22 protein-coding genes and 1 pseudogene are annotated in these 26,551 nt (G+C 60.1%); 7 read left to right on the forward strand and 16 right to left on the reverse strand.

Features of this window, described 5'->3' with window-relative positions; translation table 11 throughout:
* Positions 1 to 182: 182 nt before the first annotated feature.
* The gene (locus tag GZ093_RS07825; RefSeq protein WP_296484443.1) at positions 183 to 1,010 is read right to left on the reverse strand and encodes an ABC transporter permease; all 828 of its coding nucleotides are present in this window, start codon (positions 1,008 to 1,010) and stop codon (positions 183 to 185) included.
* A 142-nt stretch (positions 1,011 to 1,152) separates the two neighbouring features.
* Positions 1,153 to 2,076: an ATP-binding cassette domain-containing protein gene (locus GZ093_RS07830; RefSeq protein ID WP_296484448.1), complete on the reverse strand. Its 924-nt coding sequence runs from the start codon at positions 2,074 to 2,076 to the stop codon at positions 1,153 to 1,155.
* A gap of 222 nt (positions 2,077 to 2,298) precedes the next feature.
* Between GZ093_RS07830 and purT the strand changes: the two genes are divergently transcribed.
* Entirely contained in the window at positions 2,299 to 3,540 is a 1,242-nt protein-coding gene (gene purT / locus GZ093_RS07835; protein WP_296484451.1) for a formate-dependent phosphoribosylglycinamide formyltransferase, read from the forward strand.
* A gap of 266 nt (positions 3,541 to 3,806) precedes the next feature.
* Here purT and GZ093_RS07840 read toward each other — a convergent pair whose 3' ends face one another.
* The 4 genes from GZ093_RS07840 to GZ093_RS07855 form a co-directional block, all read right to left on the reverse strand.
* Positions 3,807 to 4,148 (reverse strand): copper-binding protein, encoded by a 342-nt coding sequence (locus GZ093_RS07840; RefSeq protein ID WP_296484453.1) that lies wholly within the window; start codon positions 4,146 to 4,148, stop codon positions 3,807 to 3,809.
* Positions 4,149 to 4,198: 50 nt separating this feature from the next.
* Positions 4,199 to 4,690: a cupredoxin family protein gene (locus GZ093_RS07845; RefSeq protein WP_296484456.1), complete on the reverse strand. Its 492-nt coding sequence runs from the start codon at positions 4,688 to 4,690 to the stop codon at positions 4,199 to 4,201.
* A 72-nt stretch (positions 4,691 to 4,762) separates the two neighbouring features.
* Positions 4,763 to 6,148 (reverse strand): copper oxidase, encoded by a 1,386-nt coding sequence (locus tag GZ093_RS07850; protein WP_296484458.1) that lies wholly within the window; start codon positions 6,146 to 6,148, stop codon positions 4,763 to 4,765.
* A gap of 20 nt (positions 6,149 to 6,168) precedes the next feature.
* A complete protein-coding gene (locus tag GZ093_RS07855) occupies positions 6,169 to 7,245 on the reverse strand; it encodes a TolC family protein (protein WP_296484461.1) in 1,077 nt (358 codons plus the stop codon).
* 289 nt (positions 7,246 to 7,534) lie between these two features.
* Between GZ093_RS07855 and GZ093_RS07860 the strand changes: the two genes are divergently transcribed.
* On the forward strand, positions 7,535 to 7,777 hold the full coding sequence (locus GZ093_RS07860) for a hypothetical protein (RefSeq protein ID WP_296484464.1): 243 nt from the start codon (positions 7,535 to 7,537) through the stop codon (positions 7,775 to 7,777).
* Between the two features lie 199 nt (positions 7,778 to 7,976).
* Here the strand turns inward: GZ093_RS07860 and GZ093_RS07865 are convergent, their stop codons facing one another.
* Complete coding sequence (locus GZ093_RS07865) at positions 7,977 to 9,323, reverse strand: DUF2254 domain-containing protein (RefSeq protein ID WP_296484467.1); 1,347 nt, start codon at positions 9,321 to 9,323, stop codon at positions 7,977 to 7,979.
* A 308-nt stretch (positions 9,324 to 9,631) separates the two neighbouring features.
* Between GZ093_RS07865 and GZ093_RS20825 the strand changes: the two are divergent.
* Positions 9,632 to 9,850 (forward strand): annotated as a pseudogene (locus tag GZ093_RS20825) (hypothetical protein); the annotation flags it as partial.
* A gap of 202 nt (positions 9,851 to 10,052) precedes the next feature.
* Here GZ093_RS20825 and GZ093_RS07870 read toward each other — a convergent pair.
* Positions 10,053 to 11,246 carry a YbfB/YjiJ family MFS transporter gene (locus GZ093_RS07870; protein WP_296484471.1) on the reverse strand — a complete coding sequence of 398 codons (1,194 nt, stop codon included), beginning with the start codon at positions 11,244 to 11,246 and terminating at the stop codon, positions 10,053 to 10,055.
* A 260-nt stretch (positions 11,247 to 11,506) separates the two neighbouring features.
* Between GZ093_RS07870 and GZ093_RS07875 the strand changes: the two genes are divergently transcribed.
* Positions 11,507 to 12,061 carry a DUF3105 domain-containing protein gene (locus GZ093_RS07875; protein ID WP_296484474.1) on the forward strand — a complete coding sequence of 185 codons (555 nt, stop codon included), beginning with the start codon at positions 11,507 to 11,509 and terminating at the stop codon, positions 12,059 to 12,061.
* A 6-nt stretch (positions 12,062 to 12,067) separates the two neighbouring features.
* Here the strand turns inward: GZ093_RS07875 and GZ093_RS07880 are convergent, their stop codons facing one another.
* The 4 genes from GZ093_RS07880 to GZ093_RS07895 all read right to left on the reverse strand — a co-directional run bounded on the left by GZ093_RS07880 (position 12,068) and on the right by GZ093_RS07895 (position 16,763).
* Complete coding sequence (locus tag GZ093_RS07880; RefSeq protein ID WP_296484477.1) at positions 12,068 to 12,310, reverse strand: hypothetical protein; 243 nt, start codon at positions 12,308 to 12,310, stop codon at positions 12,068 to 12,070.
* Between the two features lie 43 nt (positions 12,311 to 12,353).
* On the reverse strand, positions 12,354 to 14,054 hold the full coding sequence (locus GZ093_RS07885) for a methyl-accepting chemotaxis protein (protein WP_296484479.1): 1,701 nt from the start codon (positions 14,052 to 14,054) through the stop codon (positions 12,354 to 12,356).
* A gap of 600 nt (positions 14,055 to 14,654) precedes the next feature.
* A complete protein-coding gene (locus GZ093_RS07890; protein ID WP_296484481.1) occupies positions 14,655 to 15,263 on the reverse strand; it encodes a methyltransferase domain-containing protein in 609 nt (202 codons plus the stop codon).
* 6 nt (positions 15,264 to 15,269) lie between these two features.
* Positions 15,270 to 16,763 carry an AMP nucleosidase gene (locus GZ093_RS07895; RefSeq protein ID WP_296484484.1) on the reverse strand — a complete coding sequence of 498 codons (1,494 nt, stop codon included), beginning with the start codon at positions 16,761 to 16,763 and terminating at the stop codon, positions 15,270 to 15,272.
* 116 nt (positions 16,764 to 16,879) lie between these two features.
* On the opposite strand from GZ093_RS07895, the gene gshA reads away from it, so the two are divergent.
* The 3 genes from gshA (at position 16,880) to GZ093_RS07910 (ending at position 22,040) form a co-directional block, all read left to right on the forward strand.
* A complete protein-coding gene (gene gshA, locus GZ093_RS07900) occupies positions 16,880 to 18,442 on the forward strand; it encodes a glutamate--cysteine ligase (RefSeq protein ID WP_296484487.1) in 1,563 nt (520 codons plus the stop codon).
* Between the two features lie 137 nt (positions 18,443 to 18,579).
* Positions 18,580 to 21,564, forward strand: a complete 2,985-nt coding sequence (locus GZ093_RS07905) for a PAS domain S-box protein (protein WP_296484491.1) — start codon at positions 18,580 to 18,582, stop codon at positions 21,562 to 21,564.
* Positions 21,561 to 22,040, forward strand: coding sequence for a response regulator transcription factor (locus tag GZ093_RS07910; RefSeq protein ID WP_296484493.1), 480 nt, complete (start codon positions 21,561 to 21,563; stop codon positions 22,038 to 22,040). Before GZ093_RS07905 ends, GZ093_RS07910 begins: the two co-directional genes overlap by 4 nt.
* On the opposite strand, the gene GZ093_RS07915 is transcribed toward GZ093_RS07910, so the two are convergent.
* The 4 genes from GZ093_RS07915 to GZ093_RS07930 form a co-directional block, all read right to left on the reverse strand.
* On the reverse strand, positions 21,997 to 22,254 hold the full coding sequence (locus GZ093_RS07915) for a hypothetical protein (RefSeq protein ID WP_296484496.1): 258 nt from the start codon (positions 22,252 to 22,254) through the stop codon (positions 21,997 to 21,999). The genes GZ093_RS07910 and GZ093_RS07915 overlap by 44 nt on opposite strands.
* 117 nt (positions 22,255 to 22,371) lie before the next feature.
* A complete protein-coding gene (locus GZ093_RS07920) occupies positions 22,372 to 23,469 on the reverse strand; it encodes an NADH:flavin oxidoreductase (RefSeq protein WP_296484499.1) in 1,098 nt (365 codons plus the stop codon).
* Between the two features lie 261 nt (positions 23,470 to 23,730).
* Complete coding sequence (locus GZ093_RS07925) at positions 23,731 to 24,882, reverse strand: M14-type cytosolic carboxypeptidase (protein WP_296484501.1); 1,152 nt, start codon at positions 24,880 to 24,882, stop codon at positions 23,731 to 23,733.
* 118 nt (positions 24,883 to 25,000) lie between these two features.
* The gene (locus GZ093_RS07930; RefSeq protein ID WP_296484503.1) at positions 25,001 to 26,341 is read right to left on the reverse strand and encodes an anaerobic C4-dicarboxylate transporter; all 1,341 of its coding nucleotides are present in this window, start codon (positions 26,339 to 26,341) and stop codon (positions 25,001 to 25,003) included.
* Between the last annotated feature and the right edge of the window lie 210 nt (positions 26,342 to 26,551).

Consider the following 26,551-nt stretch of genomic DNA (forward strand, 5'->3'; position numbering starts at 1 on the left):
GTCCGGCATTAGATTCTCTAGGGGTCAGCTCAAAGCCTGGCGGGTGGCCGCAGCATTGAGCCAACAATGCTGCAATGCTTGCAGGATCACCGCGGGCATTGCTTGGGATTCGAAGCATAACGGATTTATTTCACCGCCCTTTGCGCCTCGACAATATTTTCCTGCGTCTGATTTGAGCGCCTTCAGCCGCGAAAGCGCTTGCGCGTGAGCGCCAGCGCGATCCAGAAACCAGCCACCGTATACGCCACCAGCACCAGCGTATGACGCAGCCAATGCGTCGGCCACTGATCCATAAACAGCGGGCGTACCAGTTCCACCGCGTTGGTCAGCGGCAGCCACTGCGAGATCGTTCGAACCACGGCGGGCAACTGCTCCAGCGGAAAGAAGATGCCGCTCAAGAACATCATCGGTGTCAGAAACAATGTGAAGTAGTAGGTGAAAAAGTCGTAGCCCTTGGCCAGCGCATTGAAGATCAGCGCCAGGCAACTGAAGGTGATGCCCACGCCCAGCAGCACCGGCCAGGCCACCAGCAGCTTCGGGCTGTAGCTGATGCCCAGGGCCAGCATCACGCCCAGAATGGCCGTGACGGTGAACAGCGCCTTGAACGCCGCCCACAGCATCTCGGCCAGCACGATGTCGTCCAGGTTGACCGGCGCGTTCATGATGCCGTCCCAGGTTTTTTGCACATGCATGCGCGAAAAGGCCGAGTACAGCGCTTCAAAACTGGCCGCCTGCATGGCGCTCATGCAGATCGAGCCACTGGCCAGGAACAGGATGTAGGGCACCGGCGTGCCGTCGACGCTGATTCTCCCCACCAGCGCGCCCATGCCGTAGCCAAACGCCACCAGCCACATCAGAGGTTCGGCAATATTGCCCACCAGACTGGGAATGGCCAGCTTGCGCCAGACCAGCAGGTTGCGCAGAAAGACCGGCCACCAGCGCATGGAGAGCTCGGGCGCACGCCAGACGCTGCGGGATTTGACTATTTCCATTTGAATTTGAGTGCTCATCTGAGTGCTTTCAGAAATTCAGATTTTCGGGATGAAGTGCAAGGCGCCCGGAGCGCAGCCACCGCAGCGTACTTCGGTACGTGAGGATGGCGAGCACCGCGCAACGCGGCAATTCGCCCGAAAAATGGATTTATGAAGGCACTCATGCGTCCTCCCTGATCTGGCGGCCTGTCAGTTTGAGGAACAGGTCTTCCAGATTGGCTGGGCGGTGCAGCGTGCGCAGCTGCGGATAAGCCACCAGGGCTTGCATCAGCGGCTTGGCATCTAGCGTGTAGAAAAACACCGTCTCGCCACTGACTTCAACCCGCGCCGCCAGGGCTTTCAGGGGCGACTCCACCAGCCCCAGAGCGCCCGTGCCGAAGACCTCGACGACATCGGGCTCCAGATGCTGGGCGATCAAATCACGCGGCGATCCTTCGGCAATCTTCTTGCCATGGTCGACCACCAGCAGCCGGTGGCACAGGCGCTCGGCCTCGTCCATGAAGTGCGTGGTCAACAAGATGGATTTGCCCTCACTCAGCAACATCTGCAGGCGCTCCCACATCAGGTGGCGCGCCTGCGGGTCCAGCCCCGTGGTGGGCTCGTCCAGCAGCAACAGGCGCGGGTTGTTGACCAGCGCGCGCGCCAGGCTCAAGCGCCGTTTCATGCCGCCCGAGAGCTCCCCTGGTTTGGCATTGGCCTTGTGGGTCAGCGACGCAAATTGCAGCAGAGCCGGGATGCGCTCCTTGATCTGCGCGTCTCTCATGCCGAAATAACGGCCGTAGACCAGCAGGTTTTCAGCACACGAAAAGTCGGGGTCGAGCGTGTCCATCTGGCTCACCACGCCCAGCTGCGCCTTGATGGCCAGCGCGTCACGCGGCATGTGCAGGCCAAACGCCGTGACCAGCCCCGCGTCGGGCACCGTTAGCCCCAGGCACATGCGGATGGTGGTGGTTTTGCCCGCACCGTTGGGGCCGATCACGCCCAGGCACTCGCCCGGTGCGATGTCAAAGGACATGTCGCTCACTACCGTGGCATCACCGTAGCGTTTGACCAGGTGTTGTGCAGACAGGATGGATTCACTCATGGGCGGCATTGTCGCCCAGCTGTCGCGGGCGGCGGACGCCTGCGGCAAATCCACGGCGGCCATGGCCACAAGGCCAGAGCCTTGGCTACGCATAGAAGCACCCGGTTCATTGATGATGACAGGCCTTGATAAAAGCCGTGCTCGGCCGGGCCGCTGCCTCGATAGAATTTGAGCGTCAGCCCTCATTGATTCCCAAAACGGACGCCCCCACGCGCAAACCCCATGACCACCATCGGCACCCCCCTGTCCCACCACGCCACCAAAGTCATGCTGCTGGGCAGTGGGGAGCTCGGCAAAGAAGTCATCATTGCGCTGCAGCGCCTGGGCGTGGAGACCATGGCCGTGGACCGCTACAACCACGCGCCCGGCCAGCAGGTGGCGCACCACGCGCGCACCATCGTCATGAGCGACCCGGCGCTGCTCAGAGAGCTCATCGAACACGAAAAGCCCGACCTCGTGGTGCCCGAGATTGAGGCCATTGCCACCCCGATGCTCGAAGTACTGGAAGCCACCGGCGTCGTGCGCGTGATACCAACCGCGCGCGCCGCCCGCCTGACGATGGACCGCGAAGGCATTCGCCGCCTGGCCGCCGAGACGCTGGGCTTGCCGACCAGCCCGTACCGGTTCTGCGACTCGCTGGCCGAGTTGCAAGCCGCCATTGACGGCGAGAACGGACAAACCGGCGTGGGCTACCCCTGCATCGTCAAGCCGGTGATGAGTTCGTCGGGCAAGGGCCAAAGCAAGATCAGTGGCGCCGCCGATGTACTGAAAGCCTGGGATGACGCCATGGCCGGTGGCCGCGTCAGCCACGGCCGCGTCATCGTCGAAGGCTTCATTGACTTTGACTACGAGATCACCCTGCTCACGGTGCGCGCCAAGGGTCTTGAGGGCCAGATCGAAACCCATTTTTGCGAGCCCGTGGGCCACTTGCAGGTCAACGGCGACTATGTCGAAAGCTGGCAGCCGCACCCGATGCACCCGGCGGCCCTGGAAAAGGCCCGCCAGATTGCCAAGACCGTCACCGATGACCTGGGGCTGGGTGTGGACGGCCAGCCCTCGGGCCTGGGGATTTTTGGCGTGGAACTGTTCGTCAAGGGCGATCAGGTGTGGTTCAGCGAGGTGTCACCGCGCCCGCACGACACCGGCCTGGTGACGCTCACCACCCAGTGGCAAAGCGAATTTGAGCTGCACGCCCGCGCCATTCTGGGCTTGCCGGTGAACACCGCGCTGCGCAACCCCGGTGCCAGCGCCGTGATCTACGGCGGTGTTGATGCCAAGGGCATCGTGTTCGACGGCGTCGCCGACGCCCTGCGCGTGCCCGGTACCGACCTGCGCCTGTTCGGCAAGCCCGAGAGCTACGTCAAGCGCCGCATGGGCGTGGCGCTGGCCGCGCATGCGGACGTGCAGCAGGCCCGGGTCAACGCGAAGCTGTCGGCGTCAATGGTGAAACCGCGCGCAGCGTGAGTTTTATGCTTCTTTATCAGTAGCTAGTCGCGCTTATTTGACGTGGGTTAGAGCCTGATTTCTTATAAATTTAAACAGGTAATCACCCGGCTTTGCCGTTGAGACCGTAGACGTTTTACTTATTCGAGGTAGGGGGGCCTCTCATGGAAACTCTCAATCGTGTGCCGCCAAGCAAACGAAAGGAGAAGCCAGATGGACAAGCCAGGAGGCCTAAACCACACGAAATCGGATTGCAGCTACCACGTTGTGTTCATACCGGCAAGCAATTACTTGCTGGGCTGTAGGTCTGTGACGATCATCTGCCCATTTTCGTGAATGACCATGAAGCGCACCTTGTCGCCAGCCTTGATTTTGTCGAGCATGGACTTGTCCTTGGCCACAAAGACCATGGTCATGGGCGGCATCTCCAGGTGTTTGATCTCGCCATGCCTGATGGTGAGTTTGCCCGCTTCTTTGTCTATTTTTCGTACCTCCCCGTCGGTCAAGCCAGGCTTGGAAGACATCTCCATCGTTTTTTGGTCAGAGGACGCTTGCGCAAAAACTGCCCCTGAAAACAGGGACGACAAGGCGATGGCTGTTGCCACCAGCATGGGATTGGTTTGTTTCATAAATTTTTTCCTGAGAAAAGTAACAGTTAGGGACTAATGGCGGCTTGCGCCTACTTGGCGGCTACGATGACTTGGCCCTTCATGCCGGCGTCGAAGTGACCTGGGTGCAGACACGCAAAGTTGACCTCGTTCGCTTTGGTGAATTGCCAGATGATTTCTCCCCGCTTACCTGGCGCCAGACTGATCTTGTTCGGCTCGTCATGTTCCATGTCGGGAAACTTCTTCATCACTTCGTAGTGTTCCAGCAATTCCTTTTCTGTCCCCAGGCTGAATTCATGTTTGACGCGATCGGTGTTTTTTAAGACAAAGCGGATCGTTTCGCCCTTTCTGACCTGAATTTCAGAGGGTTTGAAGCGCATGCCGTTCGCCATTTCCACATGGATCGTGCGACTGACCTTGGACGCGACGCCGGGCTTGCCAATGGGCGAGTCACCATGCCCGCCATCGTGAGCGCCTGCGGCCGATGCGGCAGAAGATACCGCAAGCAATGCGATAGAAACTAGTGTCGATGACTTCGAGACGAGAGATTTTTGGAATTTCATGTTTGCTTTTTGATGGAAGGTTGATAACGCGAACGGGATTGGGTTGAAGACGGCTGCCGCGGTGTTTGACAGTCAGTGCGACATGCCTTTGCCACTGGGTTTGATGGCGCTTGCTGCAGCAGGCGCAGTCTCGGTGCCGCCAGTTGGGCGCGTGGTCTGGGGTGTGGACCCATGCCACTCGTAGGCCACGGTACCGGCTGGAAACTTGTAGGGTCCGGGGTCGCTGTAGTCCCCCGGTTTCTGGTCTTTGCGGACCTTGAACACGGTGAACATGCCGCCCATTTCCAGTGGGCCAAACTGGCCTGTGCCGGTCATCATGGGGGCGGTGTTGTCGGGGATGGGCATCTGCATGTCACCCATATCTGCCATGCCGCGTTCGCCCATCAACATGTAGTCGGGCACAACTTTCTGGATTTTTTTGACCAGTCCGCGGTGATCCACGCCGATCATCGTGGGTACCGCGTGCCCCATGGCGTTCATGGTGTGGTGGCTCTTGTGGCAGTGCATGGCCCAGTCGCCTTCTTCATCAGCAATCAGTTCGATTTGGCGCATCTGCCCCACCGCCACATCCGTGGTGACCTCATACCAGCGTGTGCTGGGCGGTGTCGGACCACCGTCTGTGCCGGTGACCAGAAATTCATGGCCATGCAGGTGAATCGGATGGTTGGTCATGGTGAGATTGCCAATCCGAATGCGAACGCGGTCATTCAGACGGACGTTCAAGGTGTCGATTGCCGGAAAGACACGGCTGTTCCAGCACCAGATGTTGAAGTCCGTCATGGTGTTGATCTTGGGCGTTTTGCTGCCAGGCTCCACGTCAAAGGCGTTGAGTAAAAAGCAGAAATCCCGGTCCACGTCGCTGATGTGGGGGTGTTTGGCCTTGGGGTGGGTCACCCACATGCCCATCATGCCCATGGCCATTTGCACCATCTCATCCGCGTGGGGGTGGTACATGAAAGTGCCTGGGCGACGCGCCTCGAACTCGTAGACAAAGGTCTTACCCACCGGAATGGCAGGTTGCGTAAGCCCGCCGACACCGTCCATGCCGTTGGGCAGGCGCTGGCCGTGCCAGTGGATGGTGGTGTGCTCGGGCAACTTGTTGGTGACAAAAATGCGCACGCGGTCACCTTCAACCACCTCGATGGTCGGGCCCGGGCTTTGGCCGTTGTAGCCCCACATATTGACCTTGAATCCCGGGGACACCTCGCGCACCACCGGTTCGGCCACCAGGTGGAATTCCTTGACGCCGTTGTTCATGCGCCAGGGCAAGGTCCAACCGTTGAGGGTGACTACCGGGTTGTAAGGCCGACCCGTGGTGGGGACCAGCGGCGGCGCGGTTGCCACCGAGGTCTGGATCACCGGCTCCGGCAGGCCCGCCAGTGCCGACCGCGCGACGGCCAAACCAGCCACCGAGACGGCAGCACCGGCAAAAAATTGTCGACGTGAATTGAAATTCATTTTCTTATTCCTTATGCCAGTCAGTGCGCCGCAGAGGCAGCGGCCTCACCACCACCTCCCAGTGATACAAGACTGTCGGGCTCGCCACCTTGCAGCACCCACTGCAGGTCGGCCTCGGCGATCCAGAAGTCACGCTGCGCACCGATGGCATCAATCAAGGCCTGTGACTGACTGCGCGCTGCATCCAGCACATCCCACACACTGCTCAACATGCCGTTGTAGTGCAATACCGTTTCCTCATTGATGAATGCGCGCGTCTTCAGCGCATCGCGGCTGCCTTTGACCAGCGCGTGGCTGGCCTGATAAGCCGCCAGCGCCATAGTTATGTTGGCTTGGTTGCGCAGGCCTTCAGCCCCAGGCAGTTGCGCCTGGAGCGCCAGCGCTTTGTTCTGCCATGCATCAAGCGGGACAATTTGGGGGGGAACCTCTGGCAAGGACTCGGGCAGCGTCACGCTGGCGACTTGGCCCGTTAACCCCAGTGTCTTGATCAGACGGGCCTGGGCCTGAGTTGCCGCATGCTGCGCTCGCGTCAGGTTCATTTGGGCCGATGACTGCACCAATTGCACGCGGGCTTGTTGCAGCGCGCTCCAGTTGCCCACATTCACCATGCGCTGACCCAGCTCGCTCGCGGCTTCGGCTGCGTCCAGAATGGACCGGTACTGCGCCAAAGCCTGGCGTGCAGCAAGCGCCTGTAACCACGCTTTTCTGGCTTGCACGGCCACGCTCAACACCTCGTCCATGCCGTCCACCCGGCGCTGCAGGCCTGAATCAATTTCTGTCCAGCGCCCCGCAGCGATAAGTGCCACATTGGCCGCGCCAAGGCGAGCCAACGAACCAGCCAAATCGCGATGATTACGCCAAGCCTGACGAGTGACATCCTCGATCGTCAACAGTTTGAGCCCCTCTGCGACCGTGTCTTGCACCGCCGGGGGCGGCACATTTGCTTGCTCCCATTTGAGTACGTCCGCATGGCCGCGTTTGAGTGAGCCAACTGCATCGTTGGCATTTCGCCAGGTTTGCGCCGCACCAGATGAGCTGGTCTGTGCTGACAATGTCAATGGGATCGACAGGAAGCCGAAAACGATAACCTGCCACACGTGTTGTAGTCTAAATTTGACAGTCACTATTTAACTTTCTTTTGATATGGGTCAAACAGGTTTTATTGTGCAGGTTGACGAATGTCATTTGAATGTCTCCAAAATTACAAAACCGTAATCTTGATTAGTGATGTGTTGGGCAGCCACCAGAATTCTTGCCAAGGTAGGGTGCGGTCTGCACGCACCGTTGCCACGACCGATATCTGACGGAAAAACTTGCTATGAATTGGCGCGTTAGATTTGATCTCCCGACAGCGGTCGTTCGTGACCGACAGGAGTTGGCGCTGCATTGCGGGAAAAGAACGCCCTCCAAGCCGTCCTTCTGATTCAAGCATTTGCTCTCGCATTTTGGCCGAAAACCTTTGAAGAATTTCCCTCGCTGCGCCCGTCACCAACTGTGATCCCTATTGCCAATGAGATTTTTTTTGATCACACGCACAGCACCAATTGCCCCATTCAATTGCCGACTGTCGAACAAGCCCGCGTCAATGCCAAGCTGGCGGCATCGAAGGTGAAGCTGCGGGTTGCCTGAGTTTGTTGCTATTTAAAAGTTAGCTACTCAGTCTTATTCGACGGGGGCTAGAGCCTTATTTCTCATAAATTTAAACAGTCGTTGCGCAGCGCTTGGGCATGATTTTTAACGCCTGAACTGTCCGGCGCGGATTCTTGCGCCCGCACCAGTCAATGGGTCGGCGGCCTGAGCATCGGAGTGCTGCCTGCGGAGGGTCATTTCAGGTGGCGGAATCCGCCGACTCGCTCAAGGCCTGACTTACGGATTGGTAGCGATCTTCCACCCTTTTGCGGTCCTCTCGTTCAGGCAGTCCCTCACGAGCGCCCCGGGCGATCATTTTGGCGTGACGCAAGAGCGCGTCGCGGTCCTCTGGCCGATGTGCAAATCGCGCTACGACGGCGATGGTTTCCAGCTGACGGATGGTCAACGCAGCGCTGGAACGGCCATATTGCCGGATCTGGTTGAACGCTGCGTCCATGGCATCTGGAAAAGTGACGACGAGCGCAATGACCCGAAGCTGTTCCTGAGTGTCATAGCGAAAAGGCGACGGCATGTCTTGCTGAACCAAACGGCACAGAGCAGACCCCAGGTGGTCCACACAGGTCACCGCCGTGAAGGGGTCATTCACCCCAGGGGAGAGGGCTCGTACCGCGATTTCGACGAGTTGGTTGATCACGAACTCAATGTCCTGACCAGACGTTCGCTGGCTACCCATGACGAACGCGGAATTGATCCGCTCCGCAATGGGGTCGGTCATCCGGGTTGCTGGCCAGACCAGCGCCAGTGGGCTCCCGGCGACAACATAGTGTCCGGGTCCTCCCGTCAGCCGAATAATGACATCCTCTTGCATTGCCAACGCCATCAAGGCGTCGCCATCGATGAACTGGATGTAGCCATCCCCGGTCGCGTCAACAGGACAGGCATCCCGCTCCAACGCGTCAAGAAAACTGGCGTCGGGTGGCTCTATCGGAGCCCGTCGTTCTCCCTGTCCAAGGTCTTTCGGGAAAAGATGGTTGATCTCCCCGATCAACTCCTTTGCGACCCGCGCCACGATCTCGTTGGCCTGGATGGAAATGGACACGTGATGGATGAAGTAGATCAACACCCCCACACTCAGGACCGCGAGCAGCACGCCGAGGCTGACCGAGAGATGCGGGACGAAGGTAACCTCATCAGCGCGGCGGATGGTGCGCAGGACGATCAAGCAGTACAGGAAGGTGGCGACGAAGACGCCGAGTACCACTTGGGTTGTTGTGTCGCGCATGAAAGTGCGAAGCAGACGGGGTCCGAGCTGTGACGAGGCCAGCGACAGCGCGACCAGCGTCATCGAAAAAACCACCCCGGCGATGGTGATCATTGATCCGGCGATGACCCCCAACAAGGAACTCGCTCCTTCCGCGCCACCGGTGAACGTCCAGCCCCAGTTGGCCGTCAACCAGTCCGTTGCCCGCTGATCCAGTGCGACGGTTGTGAAGGCTAGCGCCACCACCCCGGCGATCATGACTGCCGGGAGAAACCAGAAACTGTAACGAACATAGTTCCATGTTTTGAAAATCTGTACTTTCATGATCGTGGTAACTCAGTCATTCGCACGTCCTGCGCAGCCGAATTCCATATAGGGAGACACGCCTTTGTCTCCCTACCTTCGCAATTGCCGCCCTGACACGGGCAAGCGATATCCTTGCAAACCCGCTTGCAACAAGGCTTGCAATAAGGCTTGCAGACGGTATTCTGTATAAATGAACACTCATAAAAATCCCGGAAAAAACCAGCATGCCGGTTTTCAAGTCAACCCGGCGGCTGGATCAGTTATGTGAGCAGATTCGCTACCTGCACTATAGACTCAGAACCGACGAGGCTTAGGTCTACTGGGTCAAGACCTACATGCGGTTTCACGGCCTGAAGCCTCCGCGCCACAGGGGGCAACCCGAGATTGCAGCGTTTTTGTCATACCTGGCCACTCAACGCAAGGTGAAGGATGTGGACTTCGCCCGCCATGTGATCATCGTGCGTGCATTAAAAGTGAATCCGCGCGCAGCCTTAATATTTTGCTATTTAATATATAGCTACTCAAGCTTATCCGACGGGGGCTAGAGCCATATTTAATAAATTCAAGCAGTCGCTACTGACGAATCAAACACGAAGCGATGGAGCGATAGAGTCGACTTCTCGTCGACTCCAAGAGACTGGGAAGCGACATCAAGTTATCCAAACTGCTCGTCCCAAACGCGACGATGGCATCGACCTGTCGACGCATCATCAAGCCAACCCCATACTGATGCAAGAAGCGTTTCTTTCAAGACTGGCCCGATTCACCCTGCGCGTCGCGCCGCTCCACCACCTTGAGCACGAACAGCAGTCCGACGCCCAGCACCATGACACTGGCCGCCACATACAGGCCAGCGTTGTAACTGCCAAACTGCGCCCCAATCATGCCGGTGATGGCCGGGCCCATGATTTGTGCCACACCGTAGGACAGCGTCATCTTGCCCATCATCTTGGCGGGCATGGTGGGGTAGTAACGCCCGGCCATGCTCAGCACCAGGCTGACCATGCCGATGAAGGTGCCGCCAAACAGCAAGGCACCCAGCATGGCCGCCCACACGCCAGGCACCAGCACCGGCAACAAAATACCGACAATCTGCAGCACGGCGGCCAAAATGAGCGCGTTCAAGTCACCGGTGCGCCGCGCGATCAAATCCCAATTGATGCAGGCCGGTGCCGCGCCGATGCCAATGGCCAGAAACGCCAGATTGCCCCATCCCGCCAAGCCAGGCAAATGGTTCACGATGGCCACGATAAAAGTCACGCTCACCACGTAGCCAAAGCCGGCACAAAAATAGGCCGCCATGAACACACGCAAATACAAGGGGCTCGGAGGCTTGTCTTGCAGCTTCTGGCCGCTGTTGGTGAGGCCACTGGTGTCTGGTGGGGGCAACCAGCGCAGCGCAGGCACAAGCAGCACGCAGCCCAAAGCAGCAAACGCAAACCATTGCTCGCGCCAGTCGAGCCAGGGCGTGAACAACATCACTGCACCCGCACAACCCGCAATGCCCAGCCCAATGCCGGCAAAGTGGATGCCCATCTCGCTGCGGTGGTTGTGGCGGATGAGCCAGTTCATGATGAGCCCGGTGCCCAGCAGAATGGCCGCCGCGCTGGTCAGTCCCGCCACATATCGCGACAGCGCCCACACCACCACATTGGTGCTCAAGCCCATCACCAGCGTGCTGACGATGGCCAGCACCATGCCGATGCGGTAAAGCCGATCTTTGAGAACCAAGCTGCTGATGCGCGATGCAATCAACGCACCGGTCAAATACCCCGCGTAGTTAACGGCTGCCAGCCAACCGGCTGCGGCCACTCCCAGGCCGGCTTGTTGCTGCATCAGTGGCAGTAGCGGAGTGTAGGAAAAGCGGGCCACGCCCAGCGCCAGGATCAAGCTGAAAATGCCGGCACTTAGCACCTTGAGGCGGGTGACGTGGTGAGTCATGGACGAACTTGTCTGGAGTTGAGCGGGTAGGCATCGTACATGTAAGGCATGTTGCCTTGGGGACCAGGCTGCACTGGCGACACCCACACTCGAACATAGACCGGTACAGTTCAATGGATGCTCTATGGCTTGCAATGACGGTTTCACACCGGAGTGGATGATCTACGCCTGAAGTTGAAGCTGCCAAACTTGGCATACGATTGCCTCGGGAATCCGTTGATTCCACGGTTGACGCGGCCATCTTGGTAAGGAGACGATACATGTTTATTCTAGAAATTGGGCACCTTGCATCCAGACTTCTCTTGACCTTCACACTGGCAGCCTTGTCAGTATCTATGGCCTGGGCCCATCAAACCGTGCCTGCGGCACAAAGGCCGACCAACGAAAAAACGCTGGACAAACTGCAAACCTTCCCTTCTGAGGGCAGATATCACCTGGAACCGGGAGAGAAGTGGGAATATGGTCAGACTCCGCCCACGTCAGGCCCTCACGATCCGGTGCCGATCAAGCCAGGGTTCTATCAAACCAGACAAGCGCCAGAGAAGTTGGTGCACTCGCTAGAACATGGCAGTGTTGTCATCTACTATGAAACACTCACACCATCGGCGCTACGGCAACTCAAAGGGTGGGCAAAACGGTATCACGGCAAATGGGACGGAATCATTGTCACCAAACTGCCCGGCCTTGGAGGCGCGGTAATTCTCACCGCATGGACCAAGCTGTTCCGTTTGGATTTCTTCGATCCGGACAAGGCCTTGGCATTTATTGACACCTTTCGCGGCCATGGCCCCGAGAACGGCCAGGATGACATGTAGATGGCCTCAGGCGGCGCGCCTGAGTTCTCCCTTGAGCTGCACTGTCAAGCGGCTGACTTCATTGGAGGCTTGAGAAAAGCCGGTGCCACTCTCCAGCATTTGTGTTGCCAGCGCCCCATCACCCTGGTTGATCGTTTGGGCGACTTTGCCCGCTTCGGCGTGGAAGTCCTGATGCGCATTGATCAGGTTCACAAACGTGGGTTTGCCGCCAACTTTCGAGGCGCCCGCACCATGCAGCCAATTGCCCATCTCGCAACAGTTGTCCCGGCTGATGGTTTCGGCATTGAGCTGTTCATGCCGGGGGGCTGCTGCCTTCAGTTTGGTGCGTCAAACCGCGCCGCTCTTCGCTCTTGTACCCGACCGCCGAAGTCTGACGGGATCGCGCCGGCACCGCCATCCCGATGCCTGATTGACCATCATTGGCGCCAAGCTTGAACACCGCCACCGTCTGCACCAGTTCCTGTGCCTGCGATTTGAGGCTACTTGCTGCCGCTGCCATTTCTTCAACCAGCGCCGCGTTTTGCTGCGTGGCCTGGTCCATTTGCGTGACCGCCTCGCCCACCTGGCTCACGCCCTGGCTTTGCTGGTTGCTCGCCGCGCTGATCTCTCCCATCAGGTCGGTCACGCGCTTGATGGAGCTCACCACTTCGGTCATGGTCACGCCGGCCTGATCGACCAGGGTGGTGCCTTGTTCGACCCGCTCCACGCTAGTGTTGATCAGGGTCTTGATTTCCTTGGCCGCATCGGCCGAGCGACCGGCCAGCGAGCGCACTTCACTCGCCACGACAGCAAAACCGCGCCCGTGTTCACCGGCGCGCGCCGCCTCCACTGCAGCATTCAAGGCCAGGATGTTGGTCTGGAAGGCGATGCCGTCGATCACGCTGATGATGTCCGAGATCTTTCTGGAGGCATCGTTGATGCCTTTCATGGTCTCTACCACCTGGCCCACGACTTCACCTCCCTTGACGGCCACGGTGGAGGCGCTCTGGGCGAACTGGTTGGCCTGTTTGGCGTTGTCGGCGTTTTGCTTGACGGTGGCGCTGAGTTCCTCCATGGAAGCGGCGGTTTCTTCCAGGGCGCTGGCCTGCTGTTCGGTGCGGGCCGAGAGGTCGTGGTTGCCTTGAGCGATCTCGGAAGAGGCGGTGGCTACGCTCTCGGAGCCCTGACGCACGGAGCCGACAACTTGGGCCAGGTTTGACTGCATCTCCTTGAGAGCGGTCAGCAGCTGTGCGGTTTCATTTTTTCCTTCTGCATCGAACTCCACACTCAAATCGCCTGCGGCCACAGCACGCGAAATGCCGACAGCACGGTTGATGGGGCGTGTGATGGCGCGAACAATCCACAGGGACATCAAAATGCCAACGGCCAGCGCGACGGCAATGACGATCCAGATTACCCTCTGCAGATCATTGGCGGCGGTCTGGGTAGCTAAAGCGTTTTCCGTCACCACTTTGTCCTGAAACCAGAACAACTCGTCCAGCGCATCCACATAATCCTGCTGGGCTGGTCCGATACCGAGCTGAACAGCAGTCTTAGCTTCAGTCATCTGGTCCTTGGTGGCCAACTCAACCGCTTCGTTCAACGTCGCTTCGTATTTGGTGCGCGCTTCCATCACGGCAGCCAGGACCGTCTTGCCTTCCTCCTGTGTCAACCGTTTTTGCAGGTTTTCCATCCGTTTGCCAGTATTCCCCTTGGCCACCTCAATCATCTGGGCTTGCTTGGCCACGAGATCCTTGTCCTGCAGGATGACCATGTTGCGCACCGCCACGGCGGTCACGTTGATATCGTTCTTGATATCGGTAATCGTCACAATTTTTGGGAAGTTGTCGTCCTGAAGCTGTCTGAAGCTGCGAGCCATAACATCGACCTTGAACAGCGAAATCCCACCCATGAATATGATCAGGAGCACAAGGATTCCAAATCCAAGATTCAGCCGGTTGGCGATTTTCATGTCTTTGAGGTTCATCATGGTGCGTATGTCAAGTGAAAACATCGTCAATTTCCTCGCAAAATTGATCGCTCGGCACCCTCAGGGCCGCTAGAAAAAACCGGGAAGGTGCCAAGAAATCGGGCCTTGGCGGTATAGAAAAACCGCGATCCTTCGCAGACCCGGTCACTCACATCGTCAAGGGTATACGCTAGTATTTCATGCTCATTGAGGGAGGAGAATCATTGAGCGAGGAGACTCTTGATCCAAGTCAGTCAAACGTGCATCTTGGCGCAGCCGCAGCGTTGTGCACGCCTAAAAATGCTCCCAATCTCCATCGGATCGTGGTGTAGCCTGGGCCGTGGGCCGCCCAGCGTCGGGCCTGGTCGCGAGTTGCTTGACCTGTACATGTGCGCGGGGCCTTACAGATGCCTGGCATGCAACATCATGCGGCTAGGTCACACGCACAGCACCAATTGCCCCCTTCAAATACCAACTGTCGAACAAGCCTGCGTCAACGCGAAGCTGGCAGCATCGAAGCTGAAGCCGCGCACAGCCTGAGTTTTTTGCTATTTAATAAAGAGCAACTTAGGCTTATTCGACGTGGGCTAGAGCCTGATTTGATCTAAATTTCTGCGAATACCCCTGGCGTCTGCCGCGTCCCAGTCATGGCGCCTCATGGCGCACAAAACGCGCCATCTGGGTCGAACTCCCCCGCGCCGGGTCGGGCGGGCCGAGGTCGGCAAAGCTGACGGTGTAGCCGTGGCGCTGGGCCACGCCAGCGGCCCACTTCTGAAACTGCGTGCGGGTCCACTCAAAGCGGTGGCCCGGGTGGCGTTTGCGCCCGGCCTGCATGCCGTGCAGCACGTTGTATTCCTGATTCGGCGTGGTCACCAGCACCAGGCCCGGGTGCATGCTGGCGAAGACGGCGCGCTCCACCCGGGGCAAGTGGCCAGGGTCGATGTGCTCGATGGTTTCCAGCAGCACGGCGGCGTCGAAGCCCGTCAAATCCCGATCAACGTCCTCGAAGGAACCCAGGCGTACCGCCAGCCGCGGGTCGGGTCGCAGCCAGTCCAGGTCCAGCGCAAAACGCGCATCGGCCAGTGCGCGCTCGTCGATGTCGATGCCTAGCAAGCGCACAAACTGCGCATGCGTGCGCAGGCGCAGCAGCAGCACGCCAGGTCCGCAGCCCAGGTCCAGCACACTGGTGGCGCCGCTGGCCAGCAGCGCGCACACCACCGCGTCCAGCCGCTCGTCATGCAAGGGCGTCGTCACTGTCTTCTACTGAAACGCCACCTCGGCAAAGCTGCGCAGCTTGCGGCTGTGCAGCTGGTCGACGCGCTGCTCACGCAGCAATTCGATCGCCCGGATGCCGATGCGCAGATGCTGGTCCACGCGTTCGCGGTAGAAATGATCGGCCATGCCCGGCAACTTGATCTCGCCGTGCAGCGGCTTGTCGCTCACGCACAAGAGCGTGCCGTAGGGCACCCGAAAGCGAAAGCCGTTGGCGGCGATGGTGGCGCTTTCCATGTCGAGCGCCACCGCGCGGCTCTGGCTGAAGCGGCGCTGTGGGCCGTTGTCGGGCAGCAGTTCCCAGTTACGGTTGTCGGTACTGGCCACGGTGCCGGTGCGCATGATGCGTTTGAGCTCTGGCCCGGTGAGTTGCGTGACATCTGACACCGCCGTGGTCAGGGCGACCTGAATCTCGGCCAGCGCCGGCACCGGCACCCACAGCGGCAGCTCTTCGTCGAGCACATGGTCTTCACGCACATAGCCGTGCGCCAGCACGTAGTCGCCGAGCTGCTGGGTGTTGCGCAAACCCGCGCAGTGGCCCAGCATGATCCAGGCGTGCGGGCGCAGCACGGCAATGTGGTCGGTGATGGTCTTGGCGTTGGCCGGGCCGACGCCGATGTTGACCATGCTGATGCCGGCGTGGTCAGCGCGCAGCAGGTGGTAGCCCGGCATTTGCGGCAGCCGGGGCGGCACCTTGCCCAGTTCATCACCCGTGAACGGGGCGATTCCCACACGGCGCGTCACCACGTTGCCGGGCTCGACAAAAGCGATGTAGTCGCTGGCCGGGTCGGCCATGGCCGCGTGGCCGAGCCGCACAAATTCATCAATGTAGAACTGGTAATTGGTGAAAAGCACAAAGTTCTGAAAATGCTCAGGGCCCGTGCCGGTGTAGTGGCGCAGGCGGTGCAGCGAATAGTCGACCCGCGGCGCCGTGAACAGGGACAAGGGTTGCGGCTCACCCGGTCGCGGCTCATAGGTGCCGTTGGCGATGCTGTCGTCCATGGCGGCCAGGTCGGGCAGGTCGAACACATCGCGCATGAACTGGCGGCGTTGCGGGCTCAAAGTGCCTTCGACGTGGTCATGCTCGGCAAACGAGAAATGCACCGGAATCGGCTGCGCGCTGGTCCCCACCTCCAGCTCGACCTGGTGGTTTTGCAGCAGCAGCGTGAACTGCTCCAGGTAGTAGCCAGCATACAAGTCCGGGCGTGTGAGCGTGGTCTCAAAGCGGCCCGGCCCGGCCACAAAGCCAAAGCTCAGGCGAGAACTCTCCGGCGAGCTCTGACGCGACACGGTGTCGGTCTGCACCCGCACAAAGGGGTAGCAGGCGCGCACATGCCCGGGCAGGTCCTCCCCCGCGACGAAGCGCTGCATGGCCTCGCGCAAATGGCTGATGTTGGTGTCATAGATTTCACGCACCCGGGCCAGCGCGCTAGCCGGGTCGGTGAAACGGGCGGGGGCAATAAAGGCAGGCAGATAGGGCATGCAGCTATTGTCCACGCTCTGCAAGCTCGCCCTGTGGACCTGCCCAAATGGGGCGATACTGCGTGCCTCTCCACGTGTTGGGGGCTGCCCCACCCGGTTTCAGAAAGACAAGATTTATGTTGAAGTTCACCTGCTGCGATGCGGTCAAACAGTTTTCCGGCCACGTCACGGCGCCGTTACTGCGCGGCATCACGCGCGGCTACGAGCGCGAGTGCCTGCGCGTGGACCGCAACGGCACGCTGGCGCAAACCCCCCATCCGCTGGCGCTGGGCTCCAAGCTCACGCACCCCTGGATCACCACCGACTATTCGGAGGCGCTACTCGAATTCATCACGCCGCCATCGCAAGACCCGGCCTTTCCGCTGCAGTTCCTGCGTGACATTCATCGCTACAGCGCCCGGCAGTTGCAGGGCGAGTACCTGTGGGCCGGCTCCATGCCCTGCGTGCTCAGCAGCGGCCAGGAGATTCCGATTGCCGACTACGGCCCCTCGAATGCCGCGCGCTTCAAATACGTCTACCGCGAAGGGCTGGGACTGCGCTACGGCCGCCAGATGCAGACCATTGCCGGGGCGCACTACAACTGGTCCCTGCCGGCTGATTTCTGGCTGGCGCTGCAAGACTGCTGTAGCGCGGGCAGCTGCGGCCAGGACTTTGTGAGCGAGCGCTATTTCGGCCTGATCCGCAATTTTCTGCGCTTTGGCTGGCTGATTCCCTACCTGTTTGGCGCCTCGCCTGCCATCTGCGAGTCCTTTCTGCAAGGACATCCGTCCGATTTGCCGGAACTGGTCCCGGGAACCCGCTACGGGCCTTATGCCACGAGCCTGCGCATGAGCGACCTGGGCTACCAGAACCGCGCCCAGGACAATCTGCACGTCAGCGTCAACTCACTGCTTGAATACACGCAGGCGCTGGAAGCCGCCATTCGCACGCCCGACCCGTTCTACGCGCAACTTGGCGTACGCGACGGCGAGCACTGGAAGCAGCTCAATGCCAACCTGCTGCAGACCGAGAGCGAGTACTACGCCGGCATGCGGCCCAAGCGCGTGGGCAAGCTCGGCGAGCGTCCGGCCAAGGCGCTGCAGACCTACGGCGTGGAGTACGTCGAGATGCGCCTGTTTGACCTCAACCCCTTCATCGACATCGGCATTGCCCCGGAGCAAAGCACTTTTGCCGACGTGCTGCTGCTGATGTGCCTGTTTCGCGACAGCCCGCCGATTACCAGCCGCGAGCAAAGCGAAAACGACGAGAACAAGCACCGCGTCGTCAACCGGGGCCGCGAGCCCGGCTTGCAGCTGCTGGTGTACAACCGCGAGCAACCGTTTCGCGCGCTGGCGCACGAGCTGTTCGACGACATGCAGCCTTTTGCCGAGATGCTTGACGCCGCCTATGGCGGCCAGCGCTACAGCAGCACGATGCAGGGTTTGCGCACGCGCATTGACCAGCCCGACAGCACACCGTCAGCGCAGGTGCTCGACGCTGCCCGCACCCAGGGCGGGTTTTTCAACTTCGGCATGCAGATGGCGCGCCAGCACACCCAAGCCCTGCAGGCGCAGACGCTGGATGCGGCAACGCTGGCCAAGTTTGCCGCCAGCGTGAAGGACTCGCTGCAAGCGCAGCAAAAGATCGACGGCGCCGAGCAAGGCAGCTTTGAAGACTTTGTGGCGCAGTACTACGCCTGACGCAAGCCATACGGCTTTTCTTGCCTAGCATCAAGATTCACAGGCAACATTGGCAGCTAGACTGCCATTGCTGAATGCCAGATCAATGAGGCCGCATCGGCAGCGATAGCGCACAGCCATCACCGATGAAAGCCCGCATGAACTTGAATCCTTTTCAGTGGCAGTCACTCAAGACCAGAGTGACCCTGTTCACGCTGGCGATTTTCCTGATCAGCATCTGGTCGCTGACGTTCTACATCAGCCGGATGCTGCGCGAAGATATGCAGCGCCTGTTGGGCGAACAGCAGTTCTCGACGGTGTCTTACATCGCGGCGGAGGTCAATGATGCGTTGGGCGAGCGGCTGAAGGCGCTGGAAGCGGTTAGCAGAGACCTTGCCCCGACCCTGCGGGGCAATCCAACGGCCTTGCAGGCAGAATTGGAGAAGCAAACGGTGTTCCAGAGCCTGTTCAATGGTGGCACCTTTGTCACCGGGCTTGAGGGCAGCGCGATTGCCTCTATTCCGCTCGCGGCGAAACGGGAAGGCACCAACTACATGGACAGAGATTTGGTCGCCGCCGCGCTCAAGGCCGGGAAGTCGACGGTCGGCAAGCCGGTCATCGGCAAGAATCTGAACGCGCCCATTATCAGCATGGCGGCGCCAATTCGCGATACCCGGGGCAAAGTGATTGGTGCGCTGATGGGGGTGACTAACCTGGGCCGGCCCAATTTTCTGGACAAAATTACGCAGCATCGTTACGGCAGGACCGGCGGCTATCTGCTGATCGCACCGCAGTACCGACTGATTGTCACCGCCAGCGACAAGAGCCGCATCATGCAACCGCTCCCGCCTTCCGGCGTCAATGCGCAAATCGACCGTTTTGTGCATGGCGACCAAGGCACCGTCCTTTACATCAACGCCCTTGGTGTGGAAATACTCAATTCGGTCAAGGCCGTTCCGGTGGCGGCCTGGTACTTGGCGGCCAATCTGCCCACGGCAGAGGCCTTTGCCCCGATTCGTGCCTTGCAGCAGCGCATATTGGTCGCCACGCTCTTTCTTACCCTGCTGGCGGGCGTCCTGACGTGGTGGATTTTGAAACGCCAACTGGCACCGATGTTTGATGCCGTCAAGATGATGACCACCCGCTCGGCGTCAGACCAGCCTGCGCAGCCCCTGCCCATCACCCGTCAAGATGAAATCGGCGAACTGATCGGCAGCTTCAATCGTCTGCTGGGAACCTTGGCGCAACGGGGAGAAGCCTTGAAGGAGAGCGAAACCTTCAAGAACATCATCCTCAATTCCATGCCCGCCGAAGTCGCCGTGCTGGACCGCGACGGACTCATCGTGGCGGTTAACCAACCGTGGCGGCAGTTCTCTTTGAAGAACGGCCTCACACCCGGCCAGTCGACGCCGCATACCGGCGTGGGGACCAATTACCTGGCGATCTGTGAGACCGGAGCGCATGCCGCAGTGGACGATGATCCATCCAAGGTCAGCCAGGGCATCCGGGCCGTGCTGGCGGGCAGCTTACCCAGCTTCACCCTGGAATACCCCTGCGATTCACCAGAGCAACAGCACTGGTATAGCCTGGTCGTCACCCCGCTGGGCCCGGACCGCCAGGGCGTGGTGGTCTGCCATAGCAACATCACCCAGCGCAAGCAGGTGGAGGCGGCGCTGAGTTTGACCCGCATCAGCGTCGAAGCAACGTCCGAAGCCCTCTTCTGGGTGACACGGGACGCCCGCATCGTCGATGTCAATGCCGCGGCCTGCCGCCTGCTCGGTTATTCCCGGGAGGAGTTGCTTCAGCTGCACGTGGCGGACGTGAATGTCAACCCGCAATTCGACGTGGATCAATGGTCGCAGTATTTTGCCGAACTCCGCCAGCGCGGATCAAAGAAATTTGAGACCGAGCATCGCGCCAAGGACGGCCGACAGATCCCGGTGGAAGTGGTCTCCAATTACGTTCAATTTAACGGCCAGGAGCTCAACTGTGCTTTTATTCGGGACATCACCGACCACAAGCAAATCGAAGCGGCACTGAGGGCCGCCAGGGCCGAAGCCGAAAATGCCAACCACGCCAAGTCGCGCTTTCTGGCGGCGGCCAGCCACGACCTGCGCCAGCCGCTGGCAGCGCTCGCGCTGTACGTCGGCGTGTTGAAGAGCCGGGTCATGCCGGAGAACGTTGATTTGGTGGTCAGAATTCAGGACTGCTGCGATAGCCTGAGCGAACTGCTCACGGATCTGCTGGACGTGAGCAAGCTCGACGCGGGCATCGTCACGCCCAAGTTGTCTGACTTTGCCGTCGATGACTTCCTGAGCGCCCTCGTTGCGATGCATTCGGCGGAGGCGGCACTCAAAGGCATGCGCCTGCATTGGCGACGCAGCGGCATGGTCACACGCACCGATCACCAACTGCTGACTCGGATCGTCCGAAATCTCGTCGCCAACGCCATTCGCTATACGGACCAGGGTGGCGTTCTGATTGCGTGCCGGCGCCATGCGGGCACGCAGTGGATCGAGGTTTGGGATACGGGCGTAGGCATTCCTGCGGACAAGACCGAGCTTGTTTTTGAAGAGTTCAGGCAGCTCGGCAGCGGTTCACGCAGCCGGGGCAGCGGCCTGGGTCTGGCCATCGTGGCCAGAACGGCCGCCTTGCTGGGCCTGCAAATCCGCCTGCGCTCGCGGCCGGGCCGTGGCTCCATGTTTGCCATAGAGCTACCGGCAGGCCGGGCCATGGTGCCCGCCGAGCCGCCGCCCCAACCTGAGGCAAGACATCTCAGAATTGGCCTGGCTGAAGACAATACGCAAGTCCTGCGGGCGTTTGTCCTGGCCCTGGAAAACGCCGGCCATGAGGTCATCTCGGCCACCAGCGCGAAAGAGCTCCTCGAACGCCTGGGCCAGGACACGCCGGATATTGTCATTTCGGATTACCGTCTTGGCGCCGCTGAGACCGGCTTCAATGTGATCGAGCTGCTCAGAACCGCTTTTGGGGCCGATCTGCCGGCAATCATCCTCACCGGCGATACCGATCCGGCGCTGATCCGCAGCATGGCCAACCGCGGCATTGCCGTGTACTTCAAGCCGGTGCAGATTGACACTTTGCAGACCTTCATCCGACACGCCACCGAACGGAGGTCAACATGAAGGTGCGCGTCATGCTGGCCGATGACCATGCGGTGTTTCGCGAGGCGCTGCGCATGTACCTGGAACTGGCCCCTGACATTGAGGTGGTGGCCGAGGCAACCGACGGCCGCAACGTCCTTCAGAGCGTCGATCGGGCCAGGCCGGATGTCGTGTGCATGGACTTGAACATGCCTGGGCTCAGTGGCATTGAAACGACGCGACAACTGCTGATCATCCAGCCCACTGCGAAGGTCATCGGTCTGTCGGCCTCGGTCGACCTGGTCCGGGTGGCCGAAATGTTCAGTGCCGGTGCCCTTGGCTATGTGCTCAAGGGGAGTGCTGGCGAGGAACTGCTTGCGGCCATTCTCAGCGTTAGCAACAACCAGAGCTATCTCAGCCCGGAACTCGGCCTCAAGGACGTGGCTGAACTGGCGCGGTATGCGATGCGCACGCCTACCCCTCTCGTTCCGCCGGCACCGATTTGTCCTGAGGGCTAGCGAGTGCTATTTTGCGCTCGGTGATGTCGCAGACGCTGATCACGTAGCCGGATGTTGGTCCCAGTTGATGGGGGCCGAGCGCAACTTGGCCCAGGTCGATGGAAAGCTCCGCCACGATGACCACCAGCATTAGCCGGATGTGCACGCCGAGCGGGGTCAGACCTGATGTATCGAGAACAATTTTGACCATCGGCGGCGCCGGATGATTGCCCAAGAGTTTATATAAAAATAGGCTGTAGACCCCTTATTTCCTGCATATACTGCTATTAAATATATAGCTATTGGCGACGACTCCGGGACGGCCAGATTGGTGCGGTGGCCCAGGTCCGCGTCAAAACAAGGTGCCTAGCGCAGCTGGTGAGAAATCCAGCAACTCACCCTGACGACCGTCGCGAATCTTTTGCACCCACTGCGGGTCGTTGATCAAGGCGCGGCCGACCGCGACCAGATCAAAGTCACCACGGTCGAGTCGGCGCAGCAGTTCATCGAGCGAAGCGGGTTGGGACGACTCGCCGCCAAAGGCCGCGATGAATTCACCCGTCAAACCAACCGAGCCAACCGTGATGGTGGGCTTGCCAATCAGCTTCTTGGCCCAACCGGCAAAGTTCAGGTCCGAGCCGTCAAATTCCGGTTCCCAGAAACGCCGCTGCGAGCAATGAAAGATGTCAGCACCGGCGTCGGCCAGCGGGCGCAGCCAGGCTTCCATCTCTTGCGGGGTTTTGGCGATCCGGGCCGTGAAATCTTGTTGCTTCCACTGCGACAAACGAATGATCACCGGATAGTCGGGGCCGACCGCGGCGCGCACGGCGCGCAAAATTTCGGCCGCAAACTGGCCGCGCTGCACCAGCGTGCCACCAAAACGGTCGGTGCGCGCATTGGTGCCATCCCAGAAGAACTGGTCAATCAGGTAACCGTGCGCGCCGTGCAATTCAATCGCATCAAAGCCGAGCCTTTTCGCGTCCAGGGCGGCCTGCGCAAAGGCGGCGATGGTGTCGGCAATGGCGGCGTCAGTCATCGGTTCGCCAAACTGCTTGCCCGGTGACGACAGGCCCGAGGGGCTGTCCACCGGCCCCGGTGCCACCCAGTTGGAGCGCCGGTTGCGCGCCGCGCCCACATGCCAGAGCTGCGGCGCCATCACGCCACCGGCGGCGTGCACGCCGTCAATCACCTGCTTCCAGGCCGCCAAGGCGTCCTCGCCCCAGAAACGCGGCACGGCCGGGTCGTTCGACGCGGAGGGCCGGTTCACCACCGTGCCCTCCGAAATGATCAGCCCGACAGCGGCCTCAGCGCGGCGCCGGTAGTAGTCAGCCACCTTGGCCGTAGGCACGCCCCCGGGCGAGAACGAACGCGTCATCGGCGCCATCACCACCCGGTTGGGCAGTTTCAGGGTCTTGACTTGAAATGGTTGAAACAGGGAATCGAGTGACATGAAAGTCCTTTGCAGCGTCGGTCAGAATAAGGGTTCTGGATTGTAGGATTCGCGGCTGGCGCTGCGGCCACCGACCAAGCGGCCCGGGTCGCGCAGGCGTCCCGGCCTGATTTGAAACAGCTGCTTGCCAGTCAGCGCACCGTTTGCTTTGCCACCTGAATGACCCAATATTTGTACGTTTTTGGCCTGTAGCCCGCATGAAATATGCGTCATCAGCTATTAAATTTGAGTCAATGCCGCGGCGACCGCCAGCCAGGCGCGTCAGCGCAATTGGTCCAGCAACGCCAAGATCGGCAGCAGCACGCTGGCGCCCAGCCGCTTCGAACGCTCGCCGTTCCAGCCGACCCACAGGTCCGGCAGATCGGCGTTGTCCTTGAACGGCATCTCGATGGTGAAGGAGAGACAGTCAAAGTGTTGACCGACCCACTTGGTGGCCAGCGTCAGGTTGGACTCGCCCGGTGGCGTGCGGCCGTAGCCGTGCGCGGTCTGAAAATCAGGGCAAGTGGCAAGCCAGGCCGCTTTGAAGCTGTTTTCCAGGGCTTCGAGGCGCGGCGTGTAACCGGGGTTGCCTTCGCAGCCGGCCACAAAGTTGTAGGGCAGGCCCTCGTCGCCATGGGCATCCAGACACAGATCGACGCCGACCTGCTGCATCTTCTGGCGCACCAGGAACACCTCGGGCGACTTGTCCAGGCTCGGCGTGGCCCACTCGCGGTTCAGGTTGGCACCGGCCGCATTGGTGCGCAGGTTGCCGCGCACGGCGCCATCGGGGTTCATGTTCGGCACGACGTAAAACACGCATTGGGTGAGCAAGACCCGCGCCACCGGGTCGGCGCCATCGAGCAGACGCTGCAAAAAGCCCTCGGCAAACCACTCGGCCATGCTCTCCCCGGGGTGCTGGCGCGCAATCAGCCAGACCTTCTTTTTCTGCGCCAGGGGCATGGCGCTCTGCGCATCCGTCACGACCAGCAGCGTCATGTCGCGACCGTCCAGCGTGCTGCCCAGGCGCTCTTGCGTGACCAGCCTGGAGCGCGTCAGCGAGGCCAGCAGGTCCAGATGTCGCTCGTAAGAATAAGGCTCAAAATAGGCGAAATAGACGCAGGGCGCCTCGGGCGTGAACTCACAAGACATGACCTGGCCGTCAAACCCGGTGTCGATGCGAAACCAGTGTTGGCGGTCATAACTGGCGACCACGCGGTAGCCCTCCCAGCCTTTGGGGTAGGCCGATTGACCGGCATTGAGAAAGCGCAGCCGCACCGCGAGGCCGCAAGCGCCTTGCAGCGAAAAATGAAACCACTGCGCAAAGTCGCTGGCGCTGTCGCTGCGGATATGGAGTTGAATATCCTGCGGGTCCGCCAGGCTCAGCACCTCGATGGCGCCGGAGTCGAACCGGGTTGAAATGTAAAGGGGGGTCATGGTCTGGGCCTGTGGCGTTGCGTCATTTCATTTTGACACGGCCCAGTCTCAAGTCGCGCAGCCAGCGCCTGCCCAGACCGGGGTCCAACGGCAGGCTGCCGAGGCCCCGTGGCAAGCCTCAGATCAAGCCGTAGGCAGAGGCCAGCAAATATCCCACCAGGCAGGAGGTGGAGACACCGATCAGGCCGGGCAAGATGAAGCTGTGGTTGATCACATACTTGCCGATGCGCGTGGTGCCGGAACGGTCAAACTGGATCGCGGCCAGGTCACTCGGGTAGGTCGGCAAGATGTAGTAGCCATAGGAGGCGGCGGCAAAGGCGACAATGTAGCCCGGGGGCACGCCAATCGCCAAGCCCACCGGCACCATCGCGCTGATGGCAGCGGCTTGCGAGTTGACCAGTTTGGACACCAGCAGTAGCGCAATCGCGTAGGTCCAGGGTTGCGTCTTGACCAGCTCGGTCAGTGCTGCCTTGAGTTCGGGCAGGTGCGCCTCGAACACGGTGTCGGCCATCCAGGCGATACCAAACACCGCCACCACGGCGATCATGCCGGCGCGAAACACCTCGGTCTTGCCAATGATGGACGGGTCCGTCTTGGTGAACATGATCATCAGGGCGCCGGCCAGCAGCATGAACATCTGGATCGTGAGCACCATCGACATCGGCTTGCCGTCGAACATGGGACGCAAGGAAGGAAAGGCGCCCAGAAAGGCTACGACCGCAATGGAGCCCAGAAAGATCCACATCGCCGTCCATTGGCTGCGGGTCAGGGTTTTGCCCATCAAGGTGGTGCCTTCGCCATAAATCAGCTGACGCTGCTCCGGGTCGGCAATGCGCTTCTGGAATTCGACGTCATCAATCAGGTCCTTGCCGCGGAACCAGCTGAAGATGCCGATCAACAGCACACCGGCCAGCGTCGAGGGAATGGTGATGGACAGCACCTGGATGAAGTCAATGACCTGGCCATTGACCGGCACTTTCGCCAGAAAGGCCACCAGGGCCACCACCGCCACCGACACCGGGCTGGCCAGAATGCCCATCTGGCTGGAGACGGACGACGCTGCCATCGGGCGTTCAGGCCGGATGCCATTCTTGATCGCGATGTCGTAAATGATCGGCAGCATCGTGTACACGACATGCCCGGTGCCACACAGAATCGTCAAAAAGCAGGTGGTGAAGGGCGCCAGAATCGAGACATATTTGGGGTTGCGGCGCAGCATTCTTTCAGCGCCCTTGAGCAGCACTTCCAGCCCGCCGGAGGCTTGCAGCGTGGCCGACGCCGCCACCACGGCAATGATGGTCAGCATCACGTCCACCGGCGGCTTGCCGGGCTTGAGCCCGAACACAAAGGTCATGATGACGATACCGATGCCGCCGAGCAGACCGAGCGCAACGCCGCCTTTGCGCGCGCCATAGAACAGGCATACGAGAATGACTGCGACCTGCAGCAGAATGTCCATGATGGAACCCTTTAATTAATTAAAATTAAAATGTAATCTGAATTAGGGTAAACCCTTACTTTTTGGATTCGGACTTGTTGATTCAAATCATCCCTTCGCACGATTCCGCAGTGCGCCGTAAGCGGGTGGCCATTACACCTTGACGCCAGTGGTGCCGTGATGGCACGAGGTCGCAGTTAAGGATTTGTCGGCTGCCAGCGATGTGGCAAC

The organism is Rhodoferax sp. (genome assembly GCF_010365055.1).
Taxonomy (GTDB): domain Bacteria; phylum Pseudomonadota; class Gammaproteobacteria; order Burkholderiales; family Burkholderiaceae_C; genus Rhodoferax.